We start from the raw sequence: 18,993 nt of genomic DNA, 5'->3' as shown, positions 1-18,993 counted from the left end.
ACTTCCTTGCGCGCGAGGGCAAGCGTCTGTGCCGATGGGCGGCTACGGTCGTGCGACCCGTCAACTTGCATATGCCATTGAGGACTTCATGACCGAACGGATACCGGAGGCGGCGTTCTGGTGCCTGGCCGTCGGCCTGCTCGCCGTCACCGTGCTGCTGGTGCGCCAGCGCGGGATCACCGGACGGCAGCGCGGCCGGAGCGCCGAGCTCGCGGACGCGCTGCGGGCCCGGGACGAGGAGCTGCGCCACCTGGTCGCGGTCCGCCTGCCCGCGCTCGAAAGCGCCCCGCACCAGCCCGCCTCCGCGCCGGGTCACCCCTCCTCCGCGACAGGTCAGCACCTTGCTGCGGCGGGGCAGTCCATCCCCGTGACGGGCCGGCCACATTCCTCGGCGGGGCAGTCCATCCCCGCGACGGGCCGGCCGCAGTCCGCGCCGGGTCACCCCTTCGCCACGACCGGCCGGCCCCTTCCCGCGGCCGGCGAGTTTCTCCACGCACCGGCCCTCCCCGCCGTAGGCCTCCTCGACGCGCGGCTGGCCGACACCGACTTCGCGAAGTGTCTCGACGGTCTCCTGGAGCGGTTCTCCGACGCCGTGCGGCACGCACAGACCCGCGCCGACCAGTCCGCGAAGGCCGCCCTCAAGGCGTCGATGCGATCGATCCAGGCACTCGCCAACGAGCAGCAGGTGTCCATCTCGGAGATGCAGGACCGCCACGACCACCCCGACGTGCTGCGCGACCTGCTCGAGATCGACCACACCAACGCCCAGTTCGGCCGTCGCGCGCAGGCCATCGCCGTACTGTGCGGTTCCTGGCCCGGACGCCAACGGGCCACCTCCCCGCTCATCGAGGTGGTCCGCGGCGCGACCTCCCGCATCCGCGACTACCGGCGCATCCGCATCAACGGACAGGCCGACATCGCCGTCGAGAGCCGGGCCGTCGAACCGGTCGTCCTCGCCGTCGCCGAACTCCTGGACAACGCCGCGCGCCACTCGCAGCCCAACACCACCGTCGAGGTCAGCGTCCAGGCGGTGCACAACGGCGCCGTCGTGGTCATCGACGACGCGGGCGTCGGCATGGACAGCCGCGGGTCCGAGCACGCCGCCGCGCTGCTGACCGGCCGCCGCGCGGTGGACGTCACCCGCCTCGACGATCCGCCCCAGTTCGGCTTCGCCGTCATCGGCGTCCTCGCCACCCGCTACGGGTTCGACGTCTCCGTGGACACCCGCTCCCCGTACGGTGGCGTCCGTGCCGTCGTCTTCGTACCGGCCGCGCTGCTCACCCACGCCGACCCGGTCCAGGAGCCCCCACCGCCGCGGGAGCCGGCGCGCACGCCCCGGCGTACGGCCCGGACGAGCGGGCCCGCGGAGGCGACGACGGCCGGCGGGCTGCCCAAGCGGCGCCGCCGCGCACCCGTACCCCCGCCCGCCGCCGAGCAGCCCCCGGCGGCACCGGGCGAACCGGCTGCACCGGCCGCACCGGTCGAGGAGAGTGTGGGCCGCTCCGCGGAGGAGTACGCCCGGCGCATGGGCGCCTTCGCGCGCGGCACCCGCTCCGCGCGGGCCGAGCAGGACACCGCACCCCCCACACGCACCGCGGCCGAAACAGCCGAGGAAGCCGAAGCCCCCCACGAATCCGAAGGGAACACACAGGGATGATCGCGCCCATGACCAACGAGCTGGGGTGGATGCTCGACGAGGTTCTGAAGGTGCCGCAGGCCCGGCACGCCATCCTGCTGTCCGCCGACGGCATGCTCCGGGCCCACTCGGCGGACATCGGCCGCGACGACGCCGAGCGGCTGGCCGCGGGTCTGTCCGGGGTGCAGTCGATCAGCCGCAGCACCGCCGAGTTCTGCGGCAGCGCGACCGCGCCGTGGCGGCAGACCCTGATCGAGTTCGCGCACGGCTACGTCTTTCTCGTCGCCGCCGGTGAGGGCGCCCACCTCGCGGTGTCCACCGGTGAGGACGTGGACATGGAGGCGGTCACCTACCGCATGCACAAGCTGGTCGACCGGCTCGGCAAGGAGCTGACCAGCCCGGCCCGGCAGGACACCGGCAGCCCGGCATGACGCCCGGGCGCCGGCCGGGAGGGAGGCTGGTGCGGTCGTACGTCGTCACGGACGGCCGTGCCCACCCCTCCCGCAACACCCTCGACCTCGTCACCTTGCTGATCGCCGCCGACGACCTGCCGCTGACGGGGCTGAACCCGGAGAAGCGCCGACTGATGGAGCTGTGCCGGCCCGGAGCGCTGTCGGTCGCCGAGGTGGCCGGTCATCTGGAACTCCCGGTCAGCGTCACCAAAATACTGATCGCCGACCTGATGGACAGCGGTCACCTCGTCACCCGGGCGCCGGTACCGGCCGCCCGCCTCTCCGACGCCCGCATCCTCCAGGAGGTACTGGATGGGCTCCGCGCCCGCCTCTGACGACGTCCACCTCGGCCCGGGTGTGCAGACCGCGGTCAAACTGCTGATCGTGGGCCACTTCGCGGTCGGCAAGACCACGTTCGTCGGCGCTCTTTCCGAGATCCGGCCGCTGCGTACCGAGGAGGTGATGACCGAGGCGGGCGCACACGTCGACGACCTCGCCGGTTCGAGGGAGAAGACGACCACCACCGTCGCCCTCGACTTCGGCCGCCTCACCCTCAGCGACGCCCTGGTGCTCTACCTCTTCGGCACGCCCGGGCAGCACCGCTTCACCGAACTCTGGAAGGACATGACCAGCGGAGCGCTCGGCGCGCTGGTGCTGGCCGACGCCCGGCGGCTGTCCGAGTCGTTCGACGTCATGGGCGTACTGGAGGAGCTGGGCCTGCCGTACGCCGTCGCCCTCAACGACTTCGACGACGCCTCCGCGTCGCACGATCTGGACGAGGTGCGCGAGGCCCTCGACCTGCTGCCCTCGACCCCGCTGGTGCGCTGCGACGCCCGCGACCGGGTCTCGTCGACCGAGGCGCTGATCGCCCTCGTCGAGTACCTCATGACCCGCAGCGGCGAACTGGAGCCCGTGTGACCCCCGAACCACCACCGCCCGTACCACCACCGCCCGTACCGCCACCGTCCCTGTCACCACCGACCGGGCCACCGCCTGGCTGCCCCGCGCACGAGCCCTTGTACGGGCCCGCGTTCGCGGCCGACCCCGCCGCCGTCTACCGGCGGCTGCGTACGTCCGGACCGACCGCACCGGTCGAGCTCGCACCCGGCGTCAGAGCCACCCTCGTCACCTCCTACGACGCCGCCCTGCACGTCCTGCGCAGCCCGGAGACCTTCTCCAAGGACCCCCGCCGCTGGCGCGACCTCGCCGACGGGACCGTCCCGCCGGACAGCCCGGTCGTGCCGATGATGATGTACCGGCCCAACGCGCTGTTCACCGACGGCGAGCAGCACGAGAGGCTGCGCGGCGCGATCACCGACAGCCTCGCGCTCGTCGATCCGAACACCCTGCGCGGCTATGTGGAGCGCAGCGCCGACACCCTCATCGATCGCTTCGCGCCGCTCGGCACGGCGGATCTGCTCGGCGAGTACGCGCAGGTCCTGCCGCTGCTGGTCTTCAACCACCTCTTCGGCTGCCCGGCCGAGTACGGGGTCCGGCTGGTCGAGGGCATGTCCGGGATCTTCGACGGGGTGGACGCGGAGAAGGCCGACGAACTGCTGACCAGCACCCTGCTCGACCTGGTCGCGCTGAAGCGGGGCAACCCCGGTCAGGACATGACGTCCTGGCTGATGGCGCACCCCGCGGGCCTCACCGACGAGGAGATGATCCACACCCTCGTGGTACTGATGGGCGCCGGCACCGAGCCCCAGCAGAACCTGATCGCGAACAGCCTGCGGCTGCTGCTGTCCGACGACCGGTTCGCGGGCGATCTGTCCGGCGGCAGTCTCCCGGTGGAGGACGCCCTCGACGAGGTGCTGTGGACCGATCCGCCGATCGCCAACTACGCCGTGCACTATCCGCTGCACGACGTCCGGTACGAGGGAGCGGTGCTGCGCGAGGGCGATCCGCTGGTCGTCAGTCTCGCCGCGGCCAATGCGGATCCGGCGCTGACGGCCGATCAACGGGCGGGCAACCGAGCCCATTTGGCGTGGAGCGCGGGCCCGCACAACTGTCCGGCGCAGAGTCCGGCCCGGCTGATCGCGACGGCCGCGGTGGAGAAGCTCCTCGATCGTCTCCCCGATGTCGAACTGGGGTTGCCAGTAGGCGAGTTGACTTGGCGGCCCGGTCCGTTCCACCGCGCGCTGGCGGCGCTGCCCGTACGTTTCCCGCCCATCACGACGGTTCAACGGCCCGAAGGCGAGCGGCAGTCGTACGCGAGACCCCTCCCGGCTCTCGCGCCCGAGCCCCCCGCCCCGGAGCCCGACCGCCCGCGAAGCGGCTGGACCCGACTCCTGTCCTGGTGGCGCGGGGAGTGAGCGTCGGCAGCTAGCGGATCCGGGCGGGCAGGGAGCGGTGGCCGTGGGAGATGAAGGAGTCCACCGGCTTCAACTCCGATGCTGGTACGGCGAGTTGGAGGTCAGGGAAGCGGTCGAAGAGGGCGGGGAGGGCGATGCGGGCCTCCAGGCGGCCCAGTGGGGCGCCGAGGCAGCGGTGTACGCCGTGTCCGAAGGCGAGGTGCTCCTTGTCGGCCCGGGTGACATCGAAGAGGTCGGCGTCCTTGCCGTAGCGCTCGGGATCGCGTCCGGCGGCGGCATACGCGGCGAGGATCGCCTCGCCCCGGCTGATCACCGTGCCGTCCGGGCCGCCCAGTTCGGCGAGGTCGAGGTCCTCCACGGCGTAGCGCAGCGGGAGGCTCGCGACGGGCGCCTCGACCCGCAGGGTCTCCTCGATCAGGTCGTCCCAGGTGGCGCGTCCGGCGCGGAGGTGCCCGAGCTGCTCGGGGTGGGTGAGCAGGGCGTGCACGGCGTTGTCGATGAGGTTGACCGTGGTCTCGTGACCGGCGCTGACCATCAGGACCAGCGTGTCGAGCAGCTCCTGCTCGCTCAGCCGGCCGTCGCCCTCGTCGCGGGACGCGATGAGGCCGGAGGTCAGGTCGTCGCCGGGCGACTCCCGCTTCTCGGCGACCAGTTCACCCAGTACGGCATACAGCCTGGCGTAGTTGCCCGTCACCTCCTCGGGTTGCGCGGAGGTGTGGAAGATGCTGTCCACCAGGTCCCTGAGGTCCGCCCGCTTGTCCTCGGGCAGGCCGAAGAGTTCGCTGATCACCTGGATGGGGATCGGATAGCAGAACTCCTCGCGCAGATCGACGACTTCGCCGTGCTCGCCGGACTTGGCGATGCGGTCGAGGAGGTCGGAGGTGATCTGCTCGATCCGGGGTTGCAGCGCGGCCGTGCGGCGGGCCGTGAACGCCGTGGAGACGAGGGTCCGCAGTCGCCTGTGGTCGCCGCCGTACGCGGTGAACATGTTCTGCACCGCGACCCAGGTGAACAGCGGCCACTCGGGGGAGATCTCCCCGTTGATCCAGGCCGGCCAGTGCCGTCGCGGGTCCTTGGACACCCGTGGGTCCAGGAGCAGGCGTTTGAGCAGCTCGGGGCTGCTGACCGCCCAGGCCTCGACGTCACCGGGGAGGGCGACACGGGTCGCCGGTCCGCGCGCCCGGATGCGGGCGGCTTCCGCGTGGATGTCACGGCCCGTCGCGTCCACCACCAAGGGGCTCGGGTTTCCCGTCAAGGGACGTGGGGTTCCCATCGGGAGCCTCCCTGGGGCTCGGACGTCAGTACGGCGCGTCACGCTACGCGAGGGTGGCGTTCCCCGATGCGACCGTCCGGTATCCACTGCGTGCGAGGGCAAGTTCCCTGCGCGTACAAGCAAGTCGGAGGCTTGCCCGCCACCTGGAATCGTCCCGTCACAGCTCCCGCCCCGGCCGCCCATTGCCCTGAGCTCGGCCGGGGCGGGACCCCTTCCCTGCCCTCTCTCTACGCCTCGGTCGCCATCTGCTGCCGGCGGCGCCTGCGCAGCAGACGTCGCTTGCGCGGCTCCTGGTGGGGAAGCCAGCCGAAGGCCAGGCAGCTGCCGGTCGCTCCGAGAAGGAGGCCGATGAAGAAGCCGCCGAGGTTGGAGGTGAGCCAGGTGCCGAGGGAGAGGAGGATGCCGAGCAGGGAGTAGAAGAGGCGCTGCGTCGGGTTGAAGAGGATCAGCAGACCGCACAGGATCATGACCGTCGGCAGCAGATAGCCCGCCATGCCCTGCATCCCGATGTGCATGACGACCTTCAGGGACGCCTTCTCGGTGAGGAGGATCTCCGCCCCGCCCAGGGTGAGCAGCAGCCCGCCCCAGAAGGGGCGGTCCGCACGCCACCGCCGGAAGCCGGATCGCAGATCCCGGACGGCCGGCATCAGCAGCCCGAGTCGCTGAAGCTGAGCTTGAGACCGGGGAGCTTGAACACCGCCGCCGTGGTGGCGTAGTTCGTCTGCCGCAGGTTCCCGATGTGGACGGTGTCGGCCTGCTGGCTGAAGACGCCCTTGTTCCCCTGGACCCCGGCCTTGTCGAGCGTGCTCGCGTCGTTGCCGATCTCGATGTTGTTGAAGGACGCGTCGCCCGACAGCTCGGTCGAGTCGGTCGTCAGATTGGTCGCCTGTACCTTGTCCGCGCCGCTGCCCGCCCTGATGACCAGGTTCGTACCGCCCAGGTCGACGCTCTGGCACAGCTTGGTGAGCGTCGCGTTCTTGATCGCGGAGGTGACGACGAGGACCTGGCCGCCGGTGTCGCCGGCGTTCGGGCTGCCGTCGGCCATGTTGTCGAGGTTGCCGAACTGCTCGAAGCCGGTGCCGTTGAGTTCGGTGGCCGTGACCGTGAACGGCATGCCGGAGATGGCGAATTGCACCCCCAGAGCGCCCTGGGCGGTGAGGATCATCAGTCCCGCGGCGACCGCGGTGGCAGGCACCGCCATCACCGCGGCGCGGCGCAGGCGGACCCGCCCACGTCTGCCGGAACCGCTTTCGTTCTCGGGGGTCGAATCGGTGGACGCCGTGGCGTCCGAGGACGAGGCCATGTTCTGCTCCCTGGACATAGTCATGCAGGTGGGGCTTCAACGGGCACGTTGTCCTGGCGCGGACAGCGGCTGCCGCGCACGCCTCCTCACAACTCCCGGCGGTCGCAAGGGCTTTCTCGTTACGCAGCAGTAGCCGACGTGGAAGTTACCGGGGGTTACATTCTTGGGTCAAGAGACTTGTGGCAAAGGGATGTTGATTGTGTGCCAACTGTGGAGGCCCGGCCACGCTGACCTCGCACTCGGGCCCGCGACGACCTCGTGGCCGGGTCTGCGAAGGCCTCACCCTTGGGACCGCGTTGACCTTCAACTTCCTTACTGTGCCTTGACGTTGACCATTCATCAGGTCTAGAACTCTGCATTGTTTCCCTTGGATCCGTGGCGCCGGATCCGATGCGCGGCACGTACGCCACCTCCTGGACCCCCCGCTCCTCGCGGGGCGGCCGTGGCACGTCTGAACGTGCGGTGCGCTCCAACGCTGAAACCACCTCCCCCCGCGGCACCGGCACGGCACTTTCCCCCTGAGCCGTGTCCGGTCGCCCGGCTTCCGCTGCCGGTCCGTGACGTAAGGAGAAGGCGTCACGGACCGGCAGCGGTCCGCCGTGACGGCATGTCCGCGCCGGCCCCGTACCCACCCGCACGCCCGTCTGAGAAAGAGGCACCCCCATGCGCACTCGATCCCTGCTCGCCCTCCTCGGTACCGCCGCCGCGCTCTCGGTCTCCGCGATCGCCCCCGCCTCCGCGGACGACACCCCCGTGCTCACGGCCGGCGGAGCCGCCGTCGCCACCGGTGACGTCCTCACCGCCTCACTGGCGAGCGGCACCGCCGCCACGCTCTACTCCAGCGCGACCGGCACGAGCGGCGTCTCCTGTGCCGCGTCGGCCTTCACCGCCTCCGTCACCGACAACCCGACGGCCCCCGGCACGGCCACCGAGTCGCTCAGCGCCCACACCTTCGGCAGTTGCACCAGCAATGTCATCGGCGTGCTCGGCGTCACCAGCGTCACGGTCAACAACCTCCCGTACACCACCACGGTCGCCTCGGACGGCACGGTCACCGTGACCCCGGCCGCGGGCTCCACCATCCAGACCACGGTGGTGCTGCGCACCCTGCTGGGCAGCATCAACTGCGTCTACCAGGCGCCCAGCCTGAGCGGCACGGCGAGCAACACCGACAACAGCATCACCTTCACCAACCAGGCGTTCGCGAAGTCCTCGGGTTCGTCGCTCTGCTTCAGCAGCGGCTACTTCACCGCGAAGTACGCGCCCGTCTCCGACACCACCCAGTCGGGCAGCCCGGCGGTCACCGTCAACTGACCGAACCCGGACGACCGGTCACCGGCGGCGGCGCAGCGTGATCGCGACGCCCGCGGTGAGCAGGAACGCGGCCGCTCCCCCCGCCCCGGCGACGAGGGGGAGCGTGTTGCTGCCGCCGGACGAGCTGTCCGCGGCCGGCGAGAGATGGTCGGGTGCGGTCACCTCCGTCGTCGCCGTGGTGGTCTCCGGGGCGGGCGACGGCGACTGGTCGGTGGGGGTGGACGTGGTCGTGGTCGGCTCCTGGCTCTGCTGAGCCTTCCGGCCGGCCGTGGGTGTCGTACGCGCGGGGGACGAGGTCGTCGGCGCGGCGGCCCCGCCGCCCCCGCTGGGGAAGACCACGTCCGAGCACGAGTAGTACGTGTCGGTCGTGCTCGTGTTCTGCCAGATCGTGTAGAGCATCTGCCGGCCGGTCCGGTCTGCGGGCAGCGTGGCCTTGATCCGGTAGGCGCCGTTCACCAGCGCCGGATCGGTGGCCGTGGCGAACGGTTGCGTCGGCAGATCGGACCACTTGAGGGGCTTGGTCGGGTCGTACCCGGGCTTGGACAGATACAGCTTGAAGGTCCCTGTGTGCGGAATCGTCGAACTGTAGGAGAGCGTGAAGGTCGCGCCCGGCGTCATCCGCGTCGAGGGCCAGTCGGCGCGGGCCAGGTCCAGTCCCTTGTAGGCGGGCAGACCCCCGCTGCACAGCTGCCCGTCCGGGATCACCTGACGGTCCCTGCCGCCCACACCGGCGACCCGGAGGTTGTCCCAGGCGGTGAAGGGCGCGCCGTTCGCCGCGATCGCCGCCTTGCAGGCCGCAGTGCCTGCGTTGCTGCCGCCTTCCGGAGAACAGGCCACCACCCGGCTGACCGGATCCGTCGGCGCGCCGTGCGCCTGGGCCGGACCCACGGCCCACGTCAGGAGAAGCAGCGGGGCCGCCACGGCGACAGCGGCCGCGGTGGCGGTGCGGTGTGCGGTCATCCGGTGGGTCTCCTTGCGGGGTGGGAGCGACGGGTGCGGCCGTACGGCATCGCGCGCAGGCGTGGCCGCACCGTGAAGTACGGGGGCACGCGGCCGTGCGTTCAGATGCGCGAGCCAGGTGAAACCGGGCACTCCCGGCCAACTGGGAGCCCTTGAGGGGCGGTTACCAGCCAGATCGAGGGTTTCCCCCGTATCCGTATTACCTGGGCTTTGCCTATCGTTCGGGCACAGCCGCCCCACAGGCAACCCCTGACAGGTCGCTCGCGACGTACGGCCGGCCACCGCGCCGCTTCTGGATTGCACCCCCCGCCGCTTCGACGACGAAGCGATTCGACCGCTGCTCCGCCGCGCCTTTTGCCGCCCGGAGCCGGCCACGAAAGGCAAGCCCTTGCGTCCCGCCCCCTCACGAGAAGTCCGACGGAAGCTGATATCCGTCGCCGCGGTCTCCGCGGCTCTGCTGGCCGGAACGACCACCACGGTCGCCGCCGCCCAGCCGTCCACCGCGACCTCCACCGGCAAGGTGGCGGTCACCCCGGCGGCGCAGGCCACCGCACAGGCCGTCGCCGCTCCCGCCGAGCGCCTCATCGTCGGCTACAAGACCGGCGCAGCCGAGGCCACCTCCAACTCCGCCGCCTCCGCCGACGCCGAGACCAAGGGCAAGGAGGCGGGCGAGAACCTCGACTTCACCCGTCGCCTCGGCACCGGCGCGGCCCTCGTCGACCTCGGCGACAGCCTCGGCACGAAGGACGTCGCCGACGTCATCGCCCGGTACCGGTCCGACCCGCAGGTCGCGTACGCCGTACCGGACCGCCTGAACACGCCCCAGGCCGACCCGAACGACACCGAGTACAGCAAGCAGTGGGACCTGTACGAGGCCAAGGCGGGCATGAACGTCCCCGGTGCCTGGTCCACCTCCACCGGCAGCGGGGTGACGGTCGCCGTCATCGACACCGGTTACGTGGCGCACACCGACGTCGCCGCGAACATCGTCGCCGGATACGACTTCATCTCCGACACGGCGGTCTCCGTCGACGGCGACGGACGCGACAGCAACCCGGCCGACCCGGGCGACCACTACGCGGCGAACGAGTGCGGTTCCGGCATCCCGGCGAGCGACTCCTCCTGGCACGGCACGCACGTGGCGGGCACCATCGCCGCGGTCGCCAACAACAGCAAGGGCATCGCGGGCATCGCCTACGGCGCGAAGATCTCCCCGCTGCGCGTCCTCGGTAAGTGCGGCGGCTACGACTCCGACATCATCGACGCCATCACCTGGGCCTCGGGCGGCACCGTCTCCGGCGTCCCGGCCAACGCCAACGTCGCCAAGGTCATCAACATGAGCCTCGGCGGCAGCGGCGCCTGTACCTCGGCCACCCAGAGCGCCATCACCGCCGCCGTGAACCGTGGCACCACGGTCGTCGTCGCGGCGGGCAACGACAACGACAACGCCGCCAACTACTCCCCGGCGAGCTGCAACAACGTCATCACCGTCGCCGCGACCGGCCGCAGCGGCTCCCGGGCCTCCTACTCCAACTACGGCTCGATCGTCGACATCTCGGCCCCCGGCGGCGACATGAGCACCGCCACCGCCAACGGCATCTACTCCACGCTGAACTCCGGTACGAAGACCCCCTCCTCGGAGTCGTACGCGTACTACCAGGGCACGAGCATGGCCACCCCGCACATCGTGGGCCTGGTCGCGCTGATGAAGTCGGCGAACCCCTCGCTCACCCCGGCCCAGATCGAGACCGCCATCAAGAACAACGCGCGTGCCCTGCCCGGCACCTGCTCCGGCGGCTGCGGCGCGGGCCTCGCGGACGCGACGAAGACCGTGCAGGCCGTGAGCGCCGCGACCACGGGCACGACCTTCTCCAACACCACCGCCCTCTCGATCCCGGACAACGGGGCGGCCGTCGAGTCCTCGATCGCCGTCAGCGGCCGCACCGGCAACGCGCCCTCCGCCCTCCAGGTCGGCGTCGACATCACCCACACCTACCGGGGCGACCTGGTGATCGACCTGGTCGCCCCGGACGGCTCGACGTACCGCCTGAAGTCCTCCAGCACCTCGGATTCCGCGGACAACGTCAACACCACCTACACGGTCGACGCGTCCGGCGAGACCGCGAACGGCACATGGAAACTCCGCGTCCAGGACGTGGCCGCCTCGGACACCGGCAAGCTCAACAGCTGGAAACTGACCTTCTGAGCGCGGCCCACGGGGGGAGGGGCGGCCCACGCGCGGCGTGGGCCGCCCCTTTCGGCTCGGCCGGTACCGTGAGCCACATGTCTGAACCCGCCGACGCGCCCGTGATCCTCAGCAACGAGCCGGGCTCGTTCCCCTGGAGCGTGCTCGCCCAGCGGCATCCGGCCCTCGTCCGGAAGGTCCGGGACGCCTTCCCCTACGGCCCCGAGCAGCACCGCGCGCTCGACGCCCTGCTGAAGAACGCCACCGAGGGCGTCATCGAACCGCTCGGCGAGCGGGCGGCGGACCGCGGGCAGTGGGAGCGGTGGGGCGCCGAGGAGTACACCGGCCGCTCCTGGTTCGACGTGCCCTTCCTCTGGTCCGAGAGCTACTTCTACCGCCGACTCCTCGAAGCCGTCGGCTACTTCGCCCCCGGCCCCTGGAAGGGCATCGACCCCTTCCGCCCCTTCAAACTCGCGGAGCTGGACACCCCGGAGGCGGACGAGGAACTCGCCGCGCTCGACCCGCTCGCCGAGCGGCCGGTCGAGGAGCGGGAGGAGGCGCTGCTGCACGGTTCGCTGTGGGGCAACCGCGCGGACCTCGGCTTCCGCCTCGCCGCCGCGGACGGGGAATCGGACGTCGATGCCCAACTGGTCGCCAATGACGGCGAGTCGCTGCGGTCCCTGTTCGCGGGCGGCACCCTCTGCCTGGTCGCGGACAACTCCGGCCGGGAACTCATCCCCGATCTGCTCCTGATCGACCACCTGCTCCACCACCGCCGCGTCCGGCGGGTGCTCCTGCACGTGAAGCCGTACCCGTACTACGTCTCCGACGCCACGACCGCCGACGTGATCGACGCCCTGCGCCACCTCACCGGGGCGAAGGGGGCGGCGGGCGAGTCCGGCCACCGGCTGTGGGCGGCGATGACCGACGGTCGCCTCACCGTCCGGGCCCACCCCTTCTCCTGCGCCCCGCTGCCGTACGCCGACATGCCCGACGACCTGCGCCGTGAGTTCGCCGAGGCCGACGTGACCATCGTGAAGGGCGACCTGAACTACCGCCGCCTGGTCGGCGACCGGCGCTACCCCGCCACCACCCCCTTCGCGGAGCCCACCGCGTACTTCCCGGGCCCGGTCGCCGCCCTGCGCACCCTCAAGTCCGATGTGATCGTGGGCCTGGACGCCCGCACGGAGGACGCCCTCGACGCGGCCGAGGGCGGGCGCTGGCGCACGAGCGGCACACACGCCCTGATCCAGGTGCGGTCCTGAGGCTCAAGTGGCCTCCAGCGGCAGCGACTTGATGCCGTTGATGAAGTTCGAGACGAGGCGCCGGGGAGGTCCTGCTGCTCGCAGCACGGGCAGGGCCCGCAACGTCTCCTCATGGAGCACGCGCAGTTGCAGACGGGCGAAGTGCGCGCCGAGGCAGACGTGCGGGCCGTCGCCGAAGGAGACATGGGGGTTGGGGGAGCGCGACAGGTCGAGCCGCTCGGGATCGGTGAAGACGCGCTCGTCGCGGTTGGCCGAGGCGTGGAAGACGACCACCTTGTCGCCCGCGCGGATGCGCTGCCCGGCCAGCTCGGTGTCCAGGGCCGCCGTACGACGGAAGCTGAGCACCGGCGGATGCAGTCGCAGCAACTCGTCTACGGCCGGTCCGAGTTCGATGACCCCGGCGCGCAGGGCGGCGTACGCGACCGGTTGGTGAGCGAGTGTCAGGAGACCACCGGGAGCCGCGCTGCGCACGGTGTCGTTGCCCGCGACGGTGAGGAGGAAGAAGAACATCTCCAGCTCGGCTGGGGTGAGTTCGGGGTCGGCCGCGAGGGTGGTCATGACGTCGTCGCTCGGATGGCTCTTCTTGTAGAGGGCCAGTTGGTGCGCGTACGCGAACATGTCCCGCAGCATCGCAGGGGAGCGCGGATTGACCGGGCGGCCGCGCGCGTCGAGCACGGGCTCGCCCGCCTCGTCGGGGTCCTGGTAGCCGATGACGCGCTGTGTCCAGCGCAGCAGCAGGCCGCGGTCGCGCTCCGGAACGCCCAGCAGGTCGGCGAGGTTGAGCAGGGCGTACTCGTCGGTGACGGTGGCGACGAGATCGAAGACGCCGTCGCCCGCACGGGCCTCGGCCACCGCCTTTTCGAGCAGACCCCGGGCCCGGGTGCGGACGACGGACGCGAAGTGCTCGACCCGGCGAGGCGTGAAGGCGCGGCTGATCAGACGCCGCAACCTGCCGTGGTCCGGCGGATCCTGATTGAGCATCATGCGCCGGATGAAGGGCAGGTCGTCCGGGTCGGGATCGCGGATCTGGGTCGCCCCGAGACACGAGGAGTACGTCGCCGAGTCCTTCAGCACCCGGACCACGTCCGCGTGCCGGGCCACCGCCCAGAAGCCGGGCCCGGCCGGCCAGCCCAGCACCTCGGGCTCGTGCTGCCAGGCCACGGGGTGATGGTCGCGCAGGGTGCGGTAGGCGGCGTGCGGGACCCCGTCGGCGTACCGCCGGGGGTCGAAGACGTCGGGGACGGGCGGGGCACTCTCGCGTACGCTCACGCCGGCTCGCCCCCACCCTCGCCCGCGACCACGCCCGAGCCGCCGCTCGCGATCCCGCCCTCGTCGCCGCTCGCGACCTCGTCCCCTTCGTCTCCCGTGTCGTCCTCGTCCTCACCGCTGCCCCAGCCGGCGTCCTGCGAGCGCAGGAAGGCCTCCACGACGCGGATCAGGTCCAGCGGGCTCTCGTCCATCGCGTAATGGCCCGCCCAGGGCAGCTCGAACAGCTCCGCGTCCGGGTACCAGCACATCCAGGTCTCCCGCATCAGACCGGCGGACAGCGCGGGATCCAGCGCCCCGGTCACCGCCAGCGCGGGTACCGTCGCGCCCTCGACCTCCGTGTGGAAGTCCTCGCCGGCCCAGGAGTCCAGATAGGCGCGGAACGCCTTGGTGTCGCTGAGTTCCAGTGAGCGCGCCACCATCCGGTCGAGCCACGCGGCGGGCAGCCGGCCGCCGGTCGTGAAGTCGATGATGGCGCGCCGGTTCTCCGGCTTGTGCGCCGCGTCAGCGAACAGCTCCCACTGGTCCGCCGGCAGCGGCAGACCGGACGCGGGCACCGGCGAGACCCCGACGAGCCGGCGCAGCCGGTCCGGGGCGAGGGCCAGCAGGCGCTGGGCGACGGCGGCGCCCATCGAGTGGCCGACCACCGAGAACCGCTCCCAGCCGAGCCGGTCCGCGAGCTCGACCACATCGGCGGCGGCCTCGGCCGTGGTGTACGCGCCGACCGCGTCCTTCGCCTGCCCGTAGCCGCGCAGGTCGACCAGCGCGTACTGGAACGCGGCGCGGTCGAGATCCGGGACCACCGCCGCGTAGGCGGACCGGTCGGCGAACCAGCCGTGCACGGCGATCACCTTGTGGGCGCCGTCGCCGTGCACTTCATGGGGAAGTACGAAGGAGGTCATGCGACCACGGTGGCCCGGCGGGTGCGGGTCGGCAAGAGCGCGTGCCGACCCGCGCGCCGGGCCCGGGCCGTTGACCGGAAAGGGGGTAAATTCACGCGATGGTGTGATCATGTCCCACCCGGCGGATGCCCCCGGAGGGCCCTGGGTAGGGCCCGGCCATGACGCAGCCGTTCGAACTCCCGCACTTCTACATGCCGTATCCCGCGCGGCTGAACCCGCACCTCGACGAGGCGCGCGCCCACACGGTCGAATGGGCCCGCGGGATGGGCATGTTGGAGGGCTCCGGCATCTGGGAACAGTCCGACCTCGACGCGCACGACTACGGGCTGCTCTGCGCGTACACCCACCCCGACTGCGACGGCCCGGCACTCTCGCTCATCACCGACTGGTACGTGTGGGTCTTCTTCTTCGACGACCACTTCCTGGAGACCTTCAAACGCACCCAGGACCGCGACGGCGGCAAGGCCTACCTGGACCGGCTGCCCCTCTTCATGCCGCTGGACCTCTCGACCCCCGTACCGGAGCCGGAGAATCCGGTCGAGGCGGGGCTCGCCGACCTCTGGGCGCGCACGGTGCCCGCGATGTCGATGGACTGGCGGGGGCGGTTCGCGGTGTCCACGGAGCACCTGCTCAACGAGTCGATGTGGGAGCTCTCCAACATCAACGAGGGGCGGATCGCCAACCCCGTCGAGTACATCGAGATGCGCCGCAAGGTGGGCGGCGCCCCCTGGTCGGCGGGGCTCGTGGAGTACGCGACGGCCGAGGTGCCCGCCTCCGTCTCGGGGACGCGCCCGCTGCGGGTGCTGATGGAGACGTTCTCGGACGGGGTCCATCTGCGCAACGACCTGTTCTCCTACCAGCGCGAGGTCGAGGTCGAGGGCGAGCTCAGCAACGGCATCCTGGTCCTGGAGACCTTCTTCGACTGCACCACCCAGGAGGCCGCCGAGACCGTCAACGACATCCTCACCTCACGCCTGCACCAGTTCGAGCACACGGCCCTCACCGAAGTGCCCGCACTCGCCGCGGAGAAGGGACTCACCCCGGACCAGGTCGCCGCCGTCGCCGCGTACACCCAGGGGCTCCAGGACTGGCAGTCGGGCGGCCACGAGTGGCACCTGCGCTCCAGCCGCTACATGAACGAGGGGGCGGTGGAAGGCAGTCGACCGTTCGGCCTCGCCGAGCTCGGCACCTCGGCCGTCGACATCGGCGCACTGCTCTCCGCGGCCGGGGCGGAGCGGCTGCGCAGGTACACCCATGTCCCCTACCAGAAGGTCGGCCCGTCCCTGCTCCCCGACTTCTACATGCCCTTCGAGCTCGCCCTCAGCCCCCACCTGGACGGCGCCCGCGACCGCCTCACCGGCTGGATGTACGAGAAGGGCATGCTCCAGGAGGGCGTCTGGGACGAGGACAAGCTGGCGGCGTACGACCTTCCGCTGTGCGCCGCGGGCATCCACCCGGACGCGACCGAGGGAGCCCTCGACCTCGGCTCCCAGTGGCTGGCCTGGGGAACGTACGGCGACGACTACTATCCGCTGGTCTTCGGACACCGCCGCGACCTGGCGGCGGCGAGGACGACCACCGAACGCCTCTCGGCCTGCATGCCCATCGACGGCGAGCCGACCCCGGTCCCGGCCAACGGCATGGAGCACGGCCTCCTCGACCTGTGGGAGCGCACGACGGCGACGATGACGCCGGACGAGCGGCGCAAGCTGCGCGGCGACGTGGACAAGATGACGGAGAGCTGGGTGTGGGAGCTGTCGAACCAGCTCCAGCACCGCATCCCCGACCCGATCGACTACCTGGAGATGCGCCGCGCCACCTTCGGCTCCGACCTCACCCTCAACCTGTGCCGCCTGGGCCACGGCCCCAAGGTCCCGCCGGAGGTCTACCGGAGCGGTCCCGTCCGGTCGTTGGAGAACGCCGCCATCGACTACGCGATGCTCATCAACGACGTCTTCTCGTACCAGAAGGAGATCGAGTACGAGGGCGAGGTCCACAACGCCATCCTCGTCGTGCAGAACTTCTTCGGCTGCGACTACCCGACCGGCCTCGGCATCATCCACGACCTGATGACCCAGCGCATGCAGCAGTTCCAGCACGTCGCGACCTATGAACTGCCGCTCCTGTACGAGGACTTCAAGCTCTCCCAGGAGGTTCGCGGGATCATGGACGGTTATGTGGTGCAACTCGAGAACTGGCTCTCCGGAATCCTGAAATGGCACCAGGACTGCCACCGTTACGGCGCCGAGGACCTGGCCCGCCGCGCCCACGGCTTCCTGCCGGACCGGGCTCCCACGGTGCCGTTGCCCGGGACGGGGGTCGGGACCGTACCGGTACCGGAGCCGGTGCTCAGTCCGCACGACATGGCGGAGACGGAAGCCCCGCCGGACCTCACTCCCCGGATTGCAGCAGGCGCCACCCCGTCGTTCACCCTGCCGAAGGGAGTGGGAGCCGCCGCGGAGTTCAGCCTGCCGAAGGCCGAGGCGACGTCCGCTCCGCACTGACGTCGGCATCTGCGTCAGCACCGGTGTTGGCACCGGTGTTGGCACCGGTGTTGGCACCGGTGTCCGTATGGATGTCCGTTGCCCCGGCGAGGCTCCGCTCCACGTTCGCCCTGGCCGTCCCGGAGAGTCTCGCCAGAAGCTCCCCGGCGGCCACGGTGACGGCGCGGACCTCGTCGGTGAGCGCCATGTCGGAGGCCGTGGCCCGGGCGACCGCGTAGTGCTCCTCGACGATGTACGCGCCCAGGTTGGTGCGCCACCAGTGCTCCAGTGAGCCGTCGCTGTTGCTGTTGCCGTCACTGTCGCCGCCGTTGCCGTCCGGCTCGGCGAGGGTGTCCCGCAGCGAGGTCAAGGTGCGTATCGCCGCGCCGAACCGGCCCTCCTCCCGCTCCAGCCGGGCGAGCCTGAGGAGGGCCGAGACGCGGTCCCAGGCTTTGGTCTGCAACGGCACGTACAGCCGCTGGGCGCGCAGCGCCTGAAAGGTGTCGCCCAACTGCTGGAACTCGTGCACGAGTGAGCTCAGTTGGCATGCGTGGCGGCGCTCCATGGCCTTGCCGTCCCGCGCGTCGCAGTACGCCCGGAAGTCGATGTCGTCCAATCGCCGGATCAGCGCGGCGCGGGCGAGCTCGACCAGACCCTGTTCGCGGGCGAGTCCGGTCCAGGTGAACAGCGGCTCGTCGGCGGGGTCGGTGCCGAAGAGCGAGTCGTCCAGGTCGCTCGCCCACCTCCGCAGCTCGGCCGGATCAGCGCCCGGCTCGGGCATCCCGCCGAGCCCGCACCAGGTGTCGAAGTCCGTCTCACGGACCTCGTACAGCAGCGGCAGATCCTCCGCCAGACCGTGCAGGCCCACCAGGACGGCGGCGAGCCGCAGTTCGTCGGTCATCGACGCCTCGGCCTCATGTCGCAGCAGATGCCGCAGCAGCGGAAGATCGCCCGCGCGCCGGTCGAACTGGGCGGCGCGCAGCGCGAGCGCCCGGCGTGCCCGGTCCCCGACCACCTCGTCCCACCCCGAACCCTCGCGCAGCAGCGCCAGGTCGGCGCGTCCCCGCGCGAGGACCGAATCCCACAACGGGGGACGGGGGTGACGGTCCAGGAGGCCGTGTGCGCCGCCCTCCTCCGCGTTCAGAAGAAGGAAGTCGGGCTCGGTGCGCAACAGGGCCGCGTGCAGCAGACCGATGAGCTCGACGGGCGAGCGATCGGGCAGGCCGAGACCGGCCCGCAGTTCGGTCCGCTCGTCGTCGATACCGTGGTACTCCCGGATCCCCTCCTCCGTCTCGGCGACCGCGGCGCGGATCTTCTCCTCTCCGTCGGCCGGCGCGAGCCCCAGGTGGTCGTGCCAGCCGGGCAGCCCGACCAGCACCTCCAGCGCCTCGTCGACGCTGTTGCCGATGATTCCGGCGGAGCCCTCCGAGTCCGCGTACAGCACGGAACCGTCCTCGCACACGAAATACGTACCGCCCGTGTCGTCCCCCGCCACCGCCTCCAGCGGACCGCCCGAGGCGAGCCGGACGTCCTCGACGTGGTCGGCACGGGCCAGATCGAAGTTGAAGGGAAACGCGGCCAGTTCGGCCAGGTGAGACTGCTCCCGGAGCAGCCGTAGGGCGTGATCGCTCATACCGCC

General features: G+C 71.1%; 16 protein-coding genes. 9 read left to right on the top strand and 7 right to left on the bottom strand.

Features of this window, described 5'->3' with window-relative positions:
• Positions 1-88 precede the first annotated feature (88 nt).
• The 5 genes from SMIR_RS43380 to SMIR_RS07160 are packed head-to-tail and all read left to right on the top strand — an operon-like array spanning position 89 to position 4,403.
• Complete coding sequence (locus tag SMIR_RS43380; protein ID WP_248003178.1) at positions 89-1,657, top strand: ATP-binding protein; 1,569 nt, start codon at positions 89-91, stop codon at positions 1,655-1,657.
• The gene (locus tag SMIR_RS07175; protein ID WP_168496707.1) at positions 1,654-2,067 is read left to right on the top strand and encodes a roadblock/LC7 domain-containing protein; all 414 of its coding nucleotides are present in this window, start codon (positions 1,654-1,656) and stop codon (positions 2,065-2,067) included. Before SMIR_RS43380 ends, SMIR_RS07175 begins: the two co-directional genes overlap by 4 nt.
• On the top strand, positions 2,064-2,423 hold the full coding sequence (locus tag SMIR_RS07170) for a DUF742 domain-containing protein (protein WP_101401548.1): 360 nt from the start codon (positions 2,064-2,066) through the stop codon (positions 2,421-2,423). The genes SMIR_RS07175 and SMIR_RS07170 overlap by 4 nt, the downstream gene beginning before the upstream one ends.
• A complete protein-coding gene (locus tag SMIR_RS07165; RefSeq protein ID WP_168496709.1) occupies positions 2,401-3,006 on the top strand; it encodes a GTP-binding protein in 606 nt (201 codons plus the stop codon). Before SMIR_RS07170 ends, SMIR_RS07165 begins: the two co-directional genes overlap by 23 nt.
• 50 nt (positions 3,007-3,056) lie before the next feature.
• Positions 3,057-4,403, top strand: coding sequence for a cytochrome P450 (locus tag SMIR_RS07160; protein ID WP_249938614.1), 1,347 nt, complete (start codon positions 3,057-3,059; stop codon positions 4,401-4,403).
• 10 nt (positions 4,404-4,413) lie between these two features.
• On the opposite strand, the gene SMIR_RS07155 is transcribed toward SMIR_RS07160, so the two are convergent.
• From SMIR_RS07155 to SMIR_RS07145, 3 genes are all read right to left on the bottom strand, one after another.
• Complete coding sequence (locus SMIR_RS07155; protein WP_212726774.1) at positions 4,414-5,676, bottom strand: cytochrome P450 family protein; 1,263 nt, start codon at positions 5,674-5,676, stop codon at positions 4,414-4,416.
• A gap of 227 nt (positions 5,677-5,903) precedes the next feature.
• A complete protein-coding gene (locus SMIR_RS07150; protein WP_060896901.1) occupies positions 5,904-6,323 on the bottom strand; it encodes a DUF6114 domain-containing protein in 420 nt (139 codons plus the stop codon).
• Positions 6,323-6,979 (bottom strand): DUF6230 family protein, encoded by a 657-nt coding sequence (locus SMIR_RS07145; protein ID WP_168496716.1) that lies wholly within the window; start codon positions 6,977-6,979, stop codon positions 6,323-6,325. Before SMIR_RS07145 ends, SMIR_RS07150 begins: the two co-directional genes overlap by 1 nt.
• A 663-nt stretch (positions 6,980-7,642) precedes the next feature.
• On the opposite strand from SMIR_RS07145, the gene SMIR_RS07140 reads away from it, so the two are divergent.
• The gene (locus SMIR_RS07140; RefSeq protein WP_168496718.1) at positions 7,643-8,293 is read left to right on the top strand and encodes a Tat pathway signal sequence domain protein; all 651 of its coding nucleotides are present in this window, start codon (positions 7,643-7,645) and stop codon (positions 8,291-8,293) included.
• An 18-nt stretch (positions 8,294-8,311) separates the two neighbouring features.
• Here SMIR_RS07140 and SMIR_RS07135 read toward each other — a convergent pair whose 3' ends face one another.
• A complete protein-coding gene (locus SMIR_RS07135) occupies positions 8,312-9,253 on the bottom strand; it encodes a lytic polysaccharide monooxygenase auxiliary activity family 9 protein (protein ID WP_168496720.1) in 942 nt (313 codons plus the stop codon).
• 388 nt (positions 9,254-9,641) lie between these two features.
• Here SMIR_RS07135 and SMIR_RS07130 point away from each other — a divergent pair, with 388 nt between their 5' ends.
• A complete protein-coding gene (locus SMIR_RS07130) occupies positions 9,642-11,459 on the top strand; it encodes a S8 family peptidase (protein WP_212726773.1) in 1,818 nt (605 codons plus the stop codon).
• Positions 11,460-11,536: 77 nt separating this feature from the next.
• Positions 11,537-12,703, top strand: a complete 1,167-nt coding sequence (locus SMIR_RS07125; protein ID WP_212726772.1) for a damage-control phosphatase ARMT1 family protein — start codon at positions 11,537-11,539, stop codon at positions 12,701-12,703.
• A gap of 3 nt (positions 12,704-12,706) precedes the next feature.
• Here the strand turns inward: SMIR_RS07125 and SMIR_RS07120 are convergent, their stop codons facing one another.
• Together SMIR_RS07120 and SMIR_RS07115 are read right to left on the bottom strand one after the other, a co-directional pair.
• The gene (locus SMIR_RS07120; RefSeq protein WP_212726771.1) at positions 12,707-13,972 is read right to left on the bottom strand and encodes a cytochrome P450; all 1,266 of its coding nucleotides are present in this window, start codon (positions 13,970-13,972) and stop codon (positions 12,707-12,709) included.
• Complete coding sequence (locus SMIR_RS07115; RefSeq protein WP_168496728.1) at positions 13,969-14,871, bottom strand: alpha/beta fold hydrolase; 903 nt, start codon at positions 14,869-14,871, stop codon at positions 13,969-13,971. The genes SMIR_RS07120 and SMIR_RS07115 overlap by 4 nt, the downstream gene beginning before the upstream one ends.
• A gap of 158 nt (positions 14,872-15,029) precedes the next feature.
• Here SMIR_RS07115 and cyc2 point away from each other — a divergent pair, with 158 nt between their 5' ends.
• Positions 15,030-17,375 (top strand): germacradienol/geosmin synthase Cyc2, encoded by a 2,346-nt coding sequence (gene cyc2, locus SMIR_RS07110; protein ID WP_249938393.1) that lies wholly within the window; start codon positions 15,030-15,032, stop codon positions 17,373-17,375.
• Here cyc2 and SMIR_RS07105 read toward each other — a convergent pair.
• Complete coding sequence (locus SMIR_RS07105) at positions 17,335-18,987, bottom strand: hypothetical protein (protein WP_212726770.1); 1,653 nt, start codon at positions 18,985-18,987, stop codon at positions 17,335-17,337. The genes cyc2 and SMIR_RS07105 overlap by 41 nt on opposite strands.
• Positions 18,988-18,993: the final 6 nt, after the last annotated feature.

The organism is Streptomyces mirabilis (assembly GCF_018310535.1).
Lineage (GTDB): Bacteria > Actinomycetota > Actinomycetes > Streptomycetales > Streptomycetaceae > Streptomyces.
This window is presented reverse-complemented; position numbering and strand designations above follow the sequence as displayed.